Origin of the sequence: Tateyamaria omphalii (assembly GCF_019802125.1) — a bacterium.
GTDB classification, from domain to species: Bacteria; Pseudomonadota; Alphaproteobacteria; order Rhodobacterales; family Rhodobacteraceae; genus Tateyamaria; species Tateyamaria omphalii_B.
Genome location: NZ_JAHVHT010000001.1, coordinates 422,497 through 435,543, shown reverse-complemented (window position 1 = coordinate 435,543; position 13,047 = coordinate 422,497). Strand labels below are relative to the sequence as shown.

At 65.8% G+C, this 13,047-nt stretch carries 13 protein-coding genes; 12 read left to right on the top strand and 1 reads right to left on the bottom strand.

The window, feature by feature from the left end; translation table 11 throughout:
• Positions 1–2: 2 nt before the first annotated feature.
• Genes KUV51_RS02170 through cobJ form a run of 7 tightly spaced genes read left to right on the top strand, consistent with a single transcriptional unit; the run spans position 3 to position 7,921 of the window.
• On the top strand, positions 3–377 hold the full coding sequence (locus tag KUV51_RS02170; protein ID WP_222519975.1) for a DUF1636 family protein: 375 nt from the start codon (positions 3–5) through the stop codon (positions 375–377).
• 1 nt (position 378) lies between these two features.
• Positions 379–1,434: a cobalamin biosynthesis protein CobW gene (gene cobW / locus KUV51_RS02165; protein ID WP_222519974.1), complete on the top strand. Its 1,056-nt coding sequence runs from the start codon at positions 379–381 to the stop codon at positions 1,432–1,434.
• Positions 1,435–1,446: 12 nt separating this feature from the next.
• Positions 1,447–4,716 carry a cobaltochelatase subunit CobN gene (gene cobN, locus KUV51_RS02160; protein ID WP_222519973.1) on the top strand — a complete coding sequence of 1,090 codons (3,270 nt, stop codon included), beginning with the start codon at positions 1,447–1,449 and terminating at the stop codon, positions 4,714–4,716.
• A complete protein-coding gene (locus KUV51_RS02155; RefSeq protein WP_261385608.1) occupies positions 4,713–5,807 on the top strand; it encodes a cobalamin biosynthesis protein CobG in 1,095 nt (364 codons plus the stop codon). The genes cobN and KUV51_RS02155 overlap by 4 nt, the downstream gene beginning before the upstream one ends.
• Before the next feature lies 1 nt (position 5,808).
• Positions 5,809–6,438, top strand: coding sequence for a precorrin-8X methylmutase (locus tag KUV51_RS02150; RefSeq protein WP_222519972.1), 630 nt, complete (start codon positions 5,809–5,811; stop codon positions 6,436–6,438).
• The gene (cobI, locus tag KUV51_RS02145) at positions 6,438–7,172 is read left to right on the top strand and encodes a precorrin-2 C(20)-methyltransferase (protein ID WP_222519971.1); all 735 of its coding nucleotides are present in this window, start codon (positions 6,438–6,440) and stop codon (positions 7,170–7,172) included. Before KUV51_RS02150 ends, cobI begins: the two co-directional genes overlap by 1 nt.
• Complete coding sequence (cobJ, locus tag KUV51_RS02140; RefSeq protein ID WP_222519970.1) at positions 7,169–7,921, top strand: precorrin-3B C(17)-methyltransferase; 753 nt, start codon at positions 7,169–7,171, stop codon at positions 7,919–7,921. Before cobI ends, cobJ begins: the two co-directional genes overlap by 4 nt.
• Here cobJ and KUV51_RS02135 read toward each other — a convergent pair.
• Positions 7,894–8,649 carry a cobalt-precorrin-6A reductase gene (locus KUV51_RS02135; protein WP_222519969.1) on the bottom strand — a complete coding sequence of 252 codons (756 nt, stop codon included), beginning with the start codon at positions 8,647–8,649 and terminating at the stop codon, positions 7,894–7,896. The two genes, cobJ and KUV51_RS02135, sit on opposite strands and share 28 nt — an antisense overlap.
• Here KUV51_RS02135 and cbiE point away from each other — a divergent pair.
• From cbiE to cobA, 5 genes are read left to right on the top strand one after another with little or no spacing between them, the layout of a single operon-like run.
• Positions 8,648–9,859 carry a precorrin-6y C5,15-methyltransferase (decarboxylating) subunit CbiE gene (gene cbiE / locus KUV51_RS02130; protein ID WP_222519968.1) on the top strand — a complete coding sequence of 404 codons (1,212 nt, stop codon included), beginning with the start codon at positions 8,648–8,650 and terminating at the stop codon, positions 9,857–9,859. The genes KUV51_RS02135 and cbiE overlap by 2 nt on opposite strands.
• Positions 9,856–10,212: a cobalamin biosynthesis protein gene (locus KUV51_RS02125; RefSeq protein WP_222519967.1), complete on the top strand. Its 357-nt coding sequence runs from the start codon at positions 9,856–9,858 to the stop codon at positions 10,210–10,212. The genes cbiE and KUV51_RS02125 overlap by 4 nt, the downstream gene beginning before the upstream one ends.
• Positions 10,209–11,003 carry a precorrin-4 C(11)-methyltransferase gene (cobM, locus tag KUV51_RS02120; RefSeq protein ID WP_222519966.1) on the top strand — a complete coding sequence of 265 codons (795 nt, stop codon included), beginning with the start codon at positions 10,209–10,211 and terminating at the stop codon, positions 11,001–11,003. Before KUV51_RS02125 ends, cobM begins: the two co-directional genes overlap by 4 nt.
• Positions 10,990–12,303, top strand: coding sequence for a cobyrinate a,c-diamide synthase (locus KUV51_RS02115; RefSeq protein ID WP_222519965.1), 1,314 nt, complete (start codon positions 10,990–10,992; stop codon positions 12,301–12,303). The genes cobM and KUV51_RS02115 overlap by 14 nt, the downstream gene beginning before the upstream one ends.
• Positions 12,300–13,019, top strand: a complete 720-nt coding sequence (cobA, locus tag KUV51_RS02110) for a uroporphyrinogen-III C-methyltransferase (protein WP_222519964.1) — start codon at positions 12,300–12,302, stop codon at positions 13,017–13,019. The genes KUV51_RS02115 and cobA overlap by 4 nt, the downstream gene beginning before the upstream one ends.
• Positions 13,020–13,047 lie beyond the last annotated feature (28 nt).

The following is a 13,047-nucleotide window of genomic DNA, read 5'->3' as shown; positions in this document are numbered from 1 at the left end:
ACATGGCCGATCTGCCCCCCGTGGAACTGCTGGTCTGCGTGAAATGCCGCCGCGAGCTTGACGTGCCCGAGGACGGCACCCGCCCCGGCGAAGCGCTCCACGCCGAACTGGCAAGCCGCACCATGCCCGAGGGCGTGACACTCAAGGCCGTGGAATGCCTGTCCAACTGCTCCTCCGGCTGCTCCGTCGCCGTGCGCGGTGGCGCAAACCGCTGGACATACGTCTACGGCAACCTGATGGAAGACCGCGACGCCGACATGGTGGTCGAAGGGGTCTCCAAATACGCGGCTACCCCCGATGGCCTCGTCCCCTGGCGCGAACGTCCCGAACATTTCCGCAAGAATTGCATCGCCCGCATCCCCCCGCAGGAGTTTTGATATGGCAAACCTGAACAAAGTCCCCGTCACCGTCATCACCGGCTTTCTCGGCTCGGGCAAAACCACTCTTGTCCGCCACCTCATGCAGAACCCGCAGGGCAAGCGCCTCGCCGTGGTCGTCAACGAGTTTGGCGACGTCGGCGTCGATGGCGACATCCTCAAATCCTGCGCTATCCCCGATTGCCCCGCCGAAAACATCATGGAACTGGCGAACGGCTGCATCTGCTGCACCGTGGCCGACGATTTCATCCCGACAATCGAAGCGCTCATGGCCCTCGACCCGCAGCCCGAGCACATCCTGATCGAAACCAGCGGTTTGGCCCTGCCCAAGCCCCTGCTCAAAGCCTTCGACTGGCCCGATATCCGCAGCCGCATCACCGTGGACGGCGTGATCGCGCTGGCCGATGCCGAAGCCGTTGCCGCGGGCCGTTTCGCCCCCGATGTGGCCGCCGTCGATGCCCAGCGCGAAGCCGATGACAGCCTCGACCACGAAACGCCGCTCTCGGAGGTGTTCGAAGACCAGATCAGCTGCGCCGACATCATCCTGCTGACCAAGCCCGACCTCGCCGGCCCCGACGGGATCGCCAAGGCCAAGGCCGTGATCGAAGCCGAAGCCCCCCGTCCCCTGCCTGTCGTCGAAGTCGCCGAAGGCGCCGTGGACCCGCGCATCGTACTGGGTCTCGAAGCCGCCGCCGAAGACGACATGGACGCGCGCCCCAGCCACCACGACGGCCATGACGACCACGAACATGACGACTTCGAAAGCGTCATCATCGACATCCCCGAAGTGGACGACCCCGCCCAACTCGTCGCCCGCATCGAAGCGATGGCAAAGTCGCAAAACATTCTGCGCGTCAAAGGCTACGCCGCCGTCACCGGCAAACCCATGCGCCTGCTGGTGCAGGCCGTCGGCGCCCGCGTCCGCCACCAGTTCGACCGCCCCTGGGGTCCGAACGAAGCGCGGCAGGGCCGTTTGGTCGTGATTGCCGAACATGACGACGTGAATGCGGCAGCGATCCGGTCCGCATTGACGGATGTTCCGGCAGCCGCCGAGTAGGAACCGCCCCCGATGCACGTCGTCTTCCGCGAAAGCCACGGGCTCGAAGAGACCGAGACACCCACCGATCTGGGGCAGACGCCCGCAGATCTGGTGGTGCTGTCCTTCTCGGACAGCGACCTTGGGGCCTTCGCGGCAGCGTATCATCGGGCAGAGGGCAAGCTGCCGACACTTCGGCTCGCGAACCTCGTCGGCCTCAAACACCCGCTGTCCGTCGACACTTACATCGAACAGACCCTCGAAGGCGCCAAGGGCATCCTGATCCGCCTCATTGGCGGTGTGCCCTACTGGGCCTATGGTCTGAGCCAAGTCGAAGCGCTCTGCCGCCAGAAGGGTATCGCCCTCGCCGTCCTGCCCGCCGATGGCCGCCCCGACCCACGACTGGACGAGGTCTCAACCCTCCCTGTCTCCACCCTCCGCCGCCTTGCGCATCTTTGCGACACGGGCGGCGCGGTCGCGGCCCAAGCAGCCCTCGCGCAAATGGCCCTCGCCTCCGGCCTATACGCAGGCCCGGTCAAAGGCTCCAAAGCCCTGCCGACCGTCGGCGCATGGACCCCCGAAGACGGCGTCGCCTGCCCCCTGATCCAAATCGAAGACGACAAACCCCTGGTCATCGTCACCTTCTACCGCGCCTACCTCGCCGCTGCCGACCTCTCCCCCATCGAAGCCACGTTCAAAGCCCTGCGCAAACGCGGCTTCCGCGTCCTCGGCCTCTTTGCCCCGTCATTGAAGGCCCCCGAACCGGCGGCATGGATGGCTCGCCAGATCGCGCATCTGAAACCCGCCGCCATCGTAAACGCCACCGCCTTCTCCGGCATCGGCGCAAACGGCACCTCCCCGCTCGACGCAGGCAACGTCCCTGTGTTCCAGATGGCGCTCGCCACCTCCACCCGCGACGCATGGGCCGAGGCTGAACGCGGCCTGTCGCCCGCCGACCTCGCCATGCATGTGGTGTTGCCCGAAGTGGACGGGCGCCTGTTTGGCGGCGTCGCATCGTTCAAGGAACCGCAGGTTCGCGATGAGGCCCTGCAATTCGCCCGCTACGCCCATGCGGCAGATGTGCAACGTATCGACGCCGTGGCCGACCGGGTGAAAGCTTGGACCGACCTCGCTGCCACCCCGGCTCAGGACCGCAGCCTCGCGCTGGTGCTCAGCACCTATCCGGGCAAGGATTGGAACATGGCCCACGCCGTGGGCCTCGACGCGCTGGCCTCTGCCGAAGCGATCTTGTCCGACCTCAAGGATTCAGGCCACAGAACAGACGCCGTTCCAATCGCGCCCGCTCTCGAAACTGAAACGATCCGCTGGGCGCTGAAAGATTACCAAGCCGCCCTCGCGCACCTGCCACGGTCCCTCCAAAACGACCTCGCCGCTGCGTGGGGCAGCCCCGAGGAGGATACCGACGAGGGCCACTTCCACTTCCCCGCCACGCGCCGAGGCAACGTGCTCATCGCCCTGCAACCCGAACGCGGACACCCCAAAGCACGCGACGACGACTACCACGACCTCTCCCGCGTCCCGCGCCATGCCTATGTCGCCTTCTACCTCTGGCTCCAAGGCCAAACGGAGGCGCTGATCCATATCGGCGCCCATGGGACGCTCGAATGGCTCCCCGGCAAATCCGTGGCGCTCTCGGACGAATGCTGGCCCGAAGCGCTCACCGGCACAATGCCCGTCATCTATCCCTTCATCGTCAATGACCCCGGCGAGGCCGCCCAAGCCAAACGCCGCATCGGCGCCGTCACCCTCGGCCACCTACCGCCGCCAATGAAGGACAGCGCCACACCTGACCGCTTCATCCGCCTAGAAACCCTGCTCGATGAGTTCTCAAACGCCGACGGCCTCGATCCCAAACGCCGCGACCGGCTGCAAGAGGACATCCGGGCCGAGGCGCAGGCCATCGGCGTCGAAAACGACCTCGGCCTCGACCGCGCGTCCTGTTCGGCCGAGGCCATCACCCGCATCGACCGTTTTGTCTGCGACATCAAGGAAAGCCAGTTCGGCGATGGACTGCATGTCTGGGGCCGCGGTGCGCCTCAAGGCACACCCTACGGTGACGGTATCTCGGCCGAAACCGAACGCACCGCCCTGATCGACGCGCTCAATGGCAAGCGCATCCCCGGCGGCCCCTCCGGCTCGCCCCATCGTGGACGGCGCGACGTGCTGCCCACGGGCCGCAACCTCTACACCACCGATCCGCGTTCTGTGCCAACCCGCGCGGCCTATGCTCAAGGCGTGAAACTGGCCGAAGAACTCGTCCGCCGCCACCTGCAGGAAGAAGGCGACTGGCCCCGGGGCCTGATCGTCGACCTCTGGGGCTCCGCCACCATGCGCACGGCGGGCGAGGAGTTCGCGATGGCCCTCCACCTGCTCGGCGTCAAACCTGTCTGGGACCAAGGCTCCGAACGGGTCTCGGGCATCGAAGTGCTGCCCATCACCGACCTCGACCGCCCCCGCATCGACGTCACCCTGCGCGTGTCTGGCCTCTTCCGCGATGTGTTCCCAACGCTCTCTGCCCTTTTCTCCCAAGCCGTCCGCGCGCTGGCTGCGCGCGACGAGGCCCCAGACTGGAACCCCTACGCAGGACACGCAGCCACGGCCCGCGTCTATGGCCCCGCCCCCGGCAGCTTCGGCCTCGGCATGGGCGCCGACATCGAAACCTTCACGGACGAGGCCCGCACCGCCGCAGGCAACGCCTGGCTGGCCGCCAGCGCCTACGCCCTTGACGGGACGAAAACTGTAAAGGATGAGGCCGGGATCCGAGAACGTGTCGCGCAGGCCGACAGCTTCGTCCACCTGCAGGACCTCCCCGAAACGGACATCCTCCTCGCCTCCGACTACGCCGCCCACGAAGCAGGCTTTGCCGCTGCCCAGGCGGTCACAGGCGGCGAGGCGGCGCTCTACCACCTCGACACAACCCAACCCGACCGCCCCCGCGCCCGCACCCTGCCCGAAGAGATCGCCCGCGTCGTCCAGGCCCGCGCCACCCAACCCGACTGGCTCGCAGGCATGATGCGCCACGGCTTCCGCGGCGGGGCCGAAATCGCCGCCACCCTCGACCACATGGCCGCCTTCGCCCACCTCGCGGGCGTCGTCGGCCCGCACCTCTTCGACGCCTACCACGACGCCACCCTTGGCGACCCTGAAGTCACGGCCTTCCTCCAGGACGCGAACCCCGGCGCCTATCAAGCAATGCAGGACCAGTTCGCCGCCCTTGATGCCGCGGGCCTCTGGCACACCCGCCGCAACTCCATCCGCGCCAGCCTGGAAGCAGCGCAATGAGTATCAAAGGCTGGTGCCCCGGCGCCTGGCGCCCCATGATGTCCGGCGACGGGCTGATCGTCCGCATCCGCCCCCGTCTTGCACGGCTCACCCGTGACCAGATCCTCGGCCTCTGCACCCTGTCACAAAGCCATGGCAACGGCATCATCGATCTCACCAGCCGCGCCAACCTGCAGATGCGCGGCATCAAGGAACACGACCACCAGACGGTCCTCACCCAACTCCAATCCCTAGACCTCATCGACGCGACACCCGAGGCCGAAGCCAAACGCAACATCGTCACCATCCCGCTCTGGCAGGACGGAGACCTCACCACCCGCCTCCACACCGCCATCCTCGACACGCTACCGAAGATGCCGACGCTGCCCGCAAAAATGGGCATCGCCATCGACACCGGCCCGCAGCCGATCCTCACGAACACATCCGCCGACTTCCGCTTCGAACGCAGCGCAGACACCCTCGTCCTTCGTGCAGACGGCGCTCCCAACGGGAAAGCAATCACCGAAGCCGAAGCGCCCCAAACCCTCCTCGACCTTGCCAAATGGTTTGTCTCCACCAACGGCCCAGCCTCCGGACGCATGGCAAAACACCTGAAATCCACACCGCTGCCCGCCGACTGGCAAGACACATCGCCCGCCGCCGCTGCACCCCCACTCCAACCCGGCGGCACCACCTACGGCGCGCCCTTCGGCAGCATCGACGCGACCGCCCTAGCCGCCCTAATCAATGACAGCCAAGCCACCACTCTCCGCGTCACCCCATGGCGGCTTTTCATCCTCGAAAACGCGACACCCTGCGCCCCACACGGCTTCATCACCGACGCAAACGACCCGCTCCTGCACACCCACGCCTGCCCCGGCGCCCCCGCCTGCGCAGCAGCCACCGTCGACACGCGGCAACTCGCCCGCCAAATGGCCACACCCGGCCTCCACGTCTCCGGCTGCGACAAGGGCTGCGCCCATCCCCGCCGTGCGACAACCACGCTCGTGGGCCGCGACGGCACGTTCGACCTTGTGGAAAACGGCCATCCATGGGATGCCCCGCGCGCAACCGGCCTCACGGCCAAAGACCTCCTGACGCCAGCGAGCTAAAATGCCCTACGAATACGAAACCGACGGCGCGGCGATCTACCTGCAAAGCTTCGCCACCATCCGGGCCGAAGCCGACCTCGCCCGCTTCGACACAGACGAAGAGCAAGTCGCCGTCCGCATGATCCACGCGGCAGGGCTCGTGGGCCTGGAACAGCACTGCCGCTTCTCCCCTGGCTTCGTCCAGGCCGCCCGCACGGCGCTCGAAGCAGGCGCGCCAATCCTCTGCGACGCCCGCATGGTTAGCGAAGGCATCACGCGCCCCCGCCTACCAGCAAACAACGAAGTCATCTGCACCCTTCACAACGACGGCGTCCGCGAACTGGCAGCAGAGATGCAAAACACCCGCTCCGCCGCCGCGCTCGAGCTTTGGCGGCGCTACCTTAAAGGCGCAGTCGTCGCCATCGGCAACGCGCCCACCGCGCTGTTCCACCTTTTAAACATGCTGGAAGACCCCGACTGCCCCCGCCCCGCCGCCATCATCGGCTGCCCCGTGGGCTTCGTCGGCGCAGTGGAATCCAAAGACGCCCTCTGGGCCGACCAACCCGTCCCGTGCTGCATCGTGCAAGGGCGGCTCGGCGGCAGCGCCATCACGGTGGCGGCGGTCAACGCCATCGCGAGCCGGAAAGAATAATGGCGCAAGCACCGGGCACCATACACGGCGTCGGCCTCGGCCCCGGCGCGCAGGATCTGCTGAGCGTCCGCGCCGACCGGCTGGTGCGGAACGCCAAACACGTCGCCTTCTTCCGCAAGGCCGGCCGCCCCGGACAGGCGCGCCGCATCGTCGACGGGATGCTGGCCGAGAACGCCATCGAATTCCCCATGGAATACCCCGTTACCACCGAAATCCCGCTGACCGACCCGCGCTACAACGAAGTCATGTCGGCCTTCTACGCCGACTGCACCGCCCACCTGCGCGGCCTTGCGGAAGAAGGCGAAGACATCGTCGTGCTGTGCGAAGGGGACCCGTTCTTCTACGGCTCCTTCATGCACCTCTACACACGACTCGAACCCCATGTTCCGGTGCAAGTTGTCCCCGCCATCACCGGCATGTCGGGCGCATGGACAGCGACGGGTGCGCCCATCACTTGGGGCGACGACATCCTGACGATCCTCATGGGCACGCTCGACGAAGACACGCTCGTGGACCGCATGGGACAGGCAGACGCGCTGGTGGTGATGAAAATCGGGCGCAACATCAACAAGGTGCGCAGCGCCCTGAAACGCGCGGGCAAGTTCGAAGACGCCTACCTGATCGAATACGCCGCGATGCCAAACCAGAACGTCCAGAAGCTGTGCGAGGCTGACGGGAAAGTGACACCCTATTTCTCGATTATCGTCGTTCACGGACAGGGCCGCCGCCCATGACCGGTTGGGTGCGCATCGCAGGCCTCGGGCCAGGGGATGATGCGCTCATCACGCCCGAAGTGTCAGATGTATTGGCCGAGGCCACCGACATCGTGGGCTACATTCCTTACGTCGCCCGCATCGTCGAACGCCCCGGCCTGACGCTGCACGCCAGCGACAACCGGGTCGAAATCGACCGCTCCCGCCACGCCCTCGAAATGGCCTCCGAAGGGCGCAAGGTCGTCGTCGTCTCGTCCGGCGATCCCGGCGTCTTCGCCATGGCCGCCGCCGTCTTTGAGGCTGTCGAAGCAGGCCCCGACCACTGGCGCAATCTCGACATCTCCGTTCTGCCCGGCATCACCGCGATGCTCGCCGCCTCGGCCCGCTGCGGCGCGCCTCTTGGCCATGACTTCTGCGCGATCAACCTCTCTGACAACCTAAAGCCCTGGAGGCTCATCGAAAAGCGCCTGCGCCTCGCGGCAGAGGCCGACTTCGCCATGGCCTTCTACAACCCGCGCTCGAAATCGCGGCCCGAAGGGTTCGTGCGCACGCTGGACGTTCTGAAAGACGCCTGCAACGACACCCGCCCCGTCATCTTCGCCCGCAACGTCACACGACCCGACGAAGAGATCAGGATCGTCCCCCTGCCGGACACGACCCCCGACATGGCCGACATGCGCACGATGGTCATCGTGGGCTCATCCCGCACAAGGATCATCGCGCGCGACGGGGCACCGATCGTCTACACGCCAAGGTCGACACCCGAATGACGCAGCCAGTCCATCACCTCGGCCACGCTATGCGCTTCCTGTCGCTCGGGCACGGCAGGCCGGTCGATCATGACAACGGGCAGGCCAAGACTGCGCGCCGCCGCGATCTTGGCATAGGCCCCGGTCCCGCCCGCATTCTTGGACACAACCAGATCAATCCGGTGGTCCTGCATCAGCGCCCTGTCGTCGTCTTGGGTAAATGGCCCGCGCGACACCAGCACATGATGGCCCGGAAAGGGCGGCGGGTCCTTGGGCGGATCGACCAGACGCAGCAGGTAGAAGTGCTGCGGGTTCGGCGCGAACTCGGCCAGATGCATCCGCCCCACTGCGAGCATGACCCGCTTGGCCGGTTGATCCAGCGCGGCGACAGCGCTCGCGATGTTCGGAACATGGGTCCAGTCGTCGCCCGGCTGAGCGCTCCACGGCGCACGGGTCAAAGCAAGCAGCGGCACATCAGCTTGCGCGCAAGCAGCGACAGCATTCCGGCTCATCTGCGCCGCAAAGGGATGCGTTGCATCAATCACATGCGTGATCTTCTGCGCATGGAGATACTCAATCAGACCAGAAACACCGCCGAAGCCGCCGATGCGCTGCGGCAAGGGCTGCCGCTTGGGCCGATCCACGCGCCCTGCAAAACTGACCGTCCCGGTCAGGCCTTTCTCGGCGGCAGCATTGGCAAAAGCCGTGGCTTCGGTCGTTCCGCCAAGGATCAAAAGGTTGGCACGCATGTCTGACCCCTGGCTTACAATCATCGGCATAGGCGAGGACGGAGTTGCCGGTCTGGGCCAGGCAAGTCAAGACACTCTGGCCGCAGCCGAGGTCATCATGGCCCCACAGCGGCATCTCGATCTTGTGGTTAACGACGCGTTAACCACAAGTGTCCCCGCGGGGACAGATCTCATCCCCTGGCCCGTCCCCTTCGCCGACGGCATCGCCATCCTCGCGTCCCTGCGGGGACAAAAGGTCGTGGTGCTCGCCTCCGGAGATCCCTTCTGGTTCGGCGCAGGCTCCGTCATCGCCCGCAGCTTCGGCCCCTCCGAGTGGACCGCTCTACCGGGCGTGTCCTGCTTCTCCCTCGCCGCCGCGCGATTGGGATGGGCACTGGAGAAAACCACATGCCTCGGCCTGCACGCCGCCCCCATGACACGCCTGCGCCGCCACTTGGCACCCGGCGCGCAGCTGATCGTGACGCTGCGCGATGGCGATGCTGTGTCCGAGCTTGCAGGCTACCTGATCGCGCAGGGTTTCGGCGACAGCACCCTGCACGTGATGGAGCATCTCGGCGGGCCACAGGATCGCCTTACAACCTGCCGTGCGGATGCGATGGCGGGCTCTTTTGAACACCCCGTCTGCGTGGCAATCAACTTGTCGGGCAAGGGTACGTCCCTAACCGTGGCAACCGGTCAAGACGACGCCATTTTTCAAAGCGACGGGCAGATCACAAAGCGCCCCGTCCGCGCCATCACGCTATCTACACTCGCCCCCAAACCCGGAGAGCATCTGTGGGACGTCGGTGGCGGCTCTGGCTCCATCGCGTTGGAGTGGCTTTTGGCGCATCCGACAACGACAGCAACGACGATTGAACCGCGGGCCGATCGGGCATCGCGCATCCGGAAAAATGCAGAGCAGCTTGGGGTGGAAAACCGACTGACCATTGTCGAAGGTGCGGCACCGAATGTACTCGAGGGTTTGCAGGCGGCACATGCGATCTTTGTCGGCGGCGGGCTATCGTGGGAACTTCTGAACGCCGTGCTTAATGCAAAAGTAAGGCTCGTCGTGAACGCGGTCACTCTGGAAGGCGAAGCGCTGCTGGCCGCTGCGCAGGCCGAACATGGCGGAGAGCTGATGCGCATCGCGCTCAGCCATGCATCTCCGCTGGGACAGAAGCGGGGATGGACGTCAGCTTACCCCGTTGTGCAATGGGGCCTTCAGCGATGATCGTGGCTGGGTTTGGCTTCAATACTCAAGCTTCAGCGGAGAGTGTCGCGGATGCCTTGGCGCAGCACGCAGTGACGCCGGATGCTGTTGCAACACTTGAGGAAAAGGCAGGCGCGCTGCGTGTGCTTGCCAAAGACCTCGACGTGCCCGTTCTGCCAGTGTCGCGCGACGTCGCCGCCGCGCAAACCACGGTGACCCGATCCAAACGCAGCACCGCGGAAAAAGGCACGCCCAGCGTGGCCGAGGCAACGGCCTTGGCTGCTGCGGGACCGGGTGCGACACTGATCGGACCTCGAACCATCTCAAATGATCGCATGGCAACCTGCGCCATAGCTCAAGGACCAGAGACATGACCGTTCACTTCATCGGCGCAGGCCCCGGAGCGCCCGACCTTCTAACCCTGCGTGGACGCGACCTGATCGCGGCGTGCCCGGTCTGTCTTTATGCCGGGTCGCTGGTGCCCGAAGCCATTCTCGGCCACTGCCCTGAGGGCGCGAAGATCGTGAACACGGCGTCCATGGACCTCGATCAGATCATGGCGGAGATCGAAGCCGCCCACACGGCGGGCCATGACATCGCACGGCTGCACTCGGGTGACCTGTCGGTCTGGTCGGCCATGGGGGAGCAGCTGCGCCGGATCAAGGCAGCAGGCATTCCGTTCACAGTGACGCCGGGCGTGCCGTCTTTCTCGGCGGCGGCGGCGGCGCTGGGGGCGGAGTTGACGCTGCCGGGCGTTGCGCAGTCGGTGGTGCTGACGCGGACGCCGGGGCGGGCGTCGTCGATGCCGGATGGTGAGACCTTGACCAACTTTGCGGCCACGGGCGCGACATTGGCGATCCACCTGAGCATAGGAAATCTGGATCAGGTCATTGACGAATTGACGCCTGCGTATGGTGCGGATTGTCCGGTTGCGGTTGTCTACCGTGCAAGCTGGCCGGATGAGCAGATCATTCATGCCACCCTGTCCACGCTCAAGGATACCATGCACGACGGCATCAGCCGCACCGCGCTGATCCTTGTGGGGCGGGCCATCGGGGCGGAGAGTTTTGACGAAAGCTGCCTATATTCAACGGATTACGACCGGCGCTACCGTCCGCAAAGCGCGGACAGCCCCTGGGCAAGCTGGAACCATGGCGATGATTAAGGGACTGATGATCTCTGCCCCGGCATCGGGGACAGGCAAGACAACTGTCATGCTCGGGCTTTTGCGGGCGCTGCGGGACGATGGGCTGGTGGTGCAGCCCTACAAGTCGGGGCCGGACTATATCGACCCGGCCTTTCACCTTGCCGCCGCGGGCCGCGCGTCGTTCAACCTGGACACCTGGGCAATGGATGACGCGCTGCTGGGCGGGGTTGCAGCCCAGATGGACGGCGCCGATATTTGCGTGGCCGAAGGGTCCATGGGCCTGTTCGATGGGGTTGCCACACGCGGGCAAGCGGGGTTCGGGTCCAGCGCCGAGACGGCGCTGACCATGGGTTGGCCCGTGGTGCTGGTCATCGATGTGGGTGGACAGGCGCAATCGGCGGCGGCGACGGCGCTGGGGTTCAAGAGCTACAATCCCGACCTGCCCTTTGCCGGGGTGATCCTGAACCGAGTGGCGAGCCCCCGACACGAGCGGCTGACCCGGCTGGGCATGGAGCGCGCGGGCGTGAAGGTGCTGGGCAGCCTGCCCCGGCGCGGTGACCTGAAGCTGCCAGAGCGGCATCTGGGGCTGATCCAGGCCGTCGAGCATCCGGATCTGGAGGCCGCGATTGCGGGCTATGCGGAGTTTCTGCGCGAGAACGTTGATCTGGAGGCGATCAAGGCAGCGGCGCAGGCCGGGCCTGCACTGACCGCGCATCCCTTGCCGACGCCGCCCGCGCAAAAGATCGCGCTGGCCCGAGATGCGGCATTTTCATTTACCTATCCGCACCTTCTGGAGGGCTGGCGCGCAGCGGGTGCCGAGATCGCGCCCTTCTCGCCTTTGGCGGATGAGGCACCGGCCGAAGACGCTGATCTGGTCTGGTTGCCGGGTGGGTATCCGGAATTGCACGGCGGCACGCTTGCGGCGGCCTCCACCTTCAAGGCGGGGCTGCGCGCCCATGCCGAGACCCGGCCCGTGCATGGAGAATGCGGTGGCTACATGGTGCTGGGCGCGGGGCTGACCGACAAGGACGGCACGCGGCACGAGATGACGGGGCTGTTTGGGCTAGAGACCAGCTTTGAAAAGCGGAAGTTTCATCTGGGCTATCGTCGCGCGGTGCTGGATGCACCGATGCCAGGGTTTGAGGCCGGCGCGGCGCTGCGCGGGCATGAGTTTCACTACACGACCATTCTGGATGAGCCGGATGAACCCTTGGCCCGAGTGGCGGATGCAGATGGCAATCCGGTGCCCGAGACCGGATCACGCAAGGGTCACGTGACCGGCACGTTCTTTCACCTCATCACCGGAGAGGCGGGATGACAGGTTTTGTCAGTTTCGTGGGTTCCGGCCCCGGTGATCCGGAGCTGCTGACGCTGAAGGCCGTGAACCGGTTGAAGCGGGCCGATGCGGTACTTTTCGATGATCTGAGTTCCGGTCCAATCCTGACCCATGCGCGCAGCGGTGCAGACTTGGTAGGAGTGGGCAAGCGGGCCGGTCGCCCGTCGCCCAAGCAGCACCACGTGAGCCAGTTGCTTGTGGACTATGCGCAGGAAAATCAGCGGGTTGTACGCCTCAAGTCAGGTGATGGTGGAACCTTTGGTCGGCTGGAAGAGGAAACCAATGCGCTGAAGGCGGCGGGCATTCCCTACGAGATCATTCCCGGCGTTCCGTCGGCCTGCGCGGCAGCTGCGGCGGCGGGCATTCCGTTGACACGGCGCCTGACCGCGCGGCGCGTGCAGTTCATCACCGGCCACGACGTGCGGGGCGCATTGCCCGAGGACCTGAACATGGCCGCCCTTGCCGATCCGCAGGCAACGACCGTGGTATTCATGGGGCAGCGCACCTTTCCGGACCTTGCGGCGATGTTGATCGAGGGCGGATTGCCCGGCGATACACCCGCCCTGTTGGCAGAAGGCGTGTCGACCGAGGCGCAGGCACTGCACCGGATGAGCGTGGCGGACCTGGCGGCCAAGCTGCGGGACGGGGTGAGCGATGCGCCTGCCTTGATCCTTTACGGAGCGCTGGCTGAGGGGTGATCGGCGCATTCCGCCCGCACATCCCATG

Bases quoted from the DNA above. Each gene is read 5' to 3' on its own strand.
- KUV51_RS02170 (WP_222519975.1), top strand. From the start codon at position 3: ATGGCCGATCTGCCCCCCGTGGAACTGCTGGTCTGCGTGAAATGCCGC.
- cobW (WP_222519974.1), top strand. From the start codon at position 379: ATGGCAAACCTGAACAAAGTCCCCGTCACCGTCATCACCGGCTTTCTC.
- cobN (WP_222519973.1), top strand. From the start codon at position 1,447: ATGCACGTCGTCTTCCGCGAAAGCCACGGGCTCGAAGAGACCGAGACA.
- KUV51_RS02155 (WP_261385608.1), top strand. From the start codon at position 4,713: ATGAGTATCAAAGGCTGGTGCCCCGGCGCCTGGCGCCCCATGATGTCC.
- KUV51_RS02150 (WP_222519972.1), top strand. From the start codon at position 5,809: ATGCCCTACGAATACGAAACCGACGGCGCGGCGATCTACCTGCAAAGC.
- cobI (WP_222519971.1), top strand. From the start codon at position 6,438: ATGGCGCAAGCACCGGGCACCATACACGGCGTCGGCCTCGGCCCCGGC.
- cobJ (WP_222519970.1), top strand. From the start codon at position 7,169: ATGACCGGTTGGGTGCGCATCGCAGGCCTCGGGCCAGGGGATGATGCG.
- cbiE (WP_222519968.1), top strand. From the start codon at position 8,648: ATGTCTGACCCCTGGCTTACAATCATCGGCATAGGCGAGGACGGAGTT.
- KUV51_RS02135 (WP_222519969.1), bottom strand. From the start codon at position 8,649: ATGCGTGCCAACCTTTTGATCCTTGGCGGAACGACCGAAGCCACGGCT.
- KUV51_RS02125 (WP_222519967.1), top strand. From the start codon at position 9,856: ATGATCGTGGCTGGGTTTGGCTTCAATACTCAAGCTTCAGCGGAGAGT.
- cobM (WP_222519966.1), top strand. From the start codon at position 10,209: ATGACCGTTCACTTCATCGGCGCAGGCCCCGGAGCGCCCGACCTTCTA.
- KUV51_RS02115 (WP_222519965.1), top strand. From the start codon at position 10,990: ATGGCGATGATTAAGGGACTGATGATCTCTGCCCCGGCATCGGGGACA.
- cobA (WP_222519964.1), top strand. From the start codon at position 12,300: ATGACAGGTTTTGTCAGTTTCGTGGGTTCCGGCCCCGGTGATCCGGAG.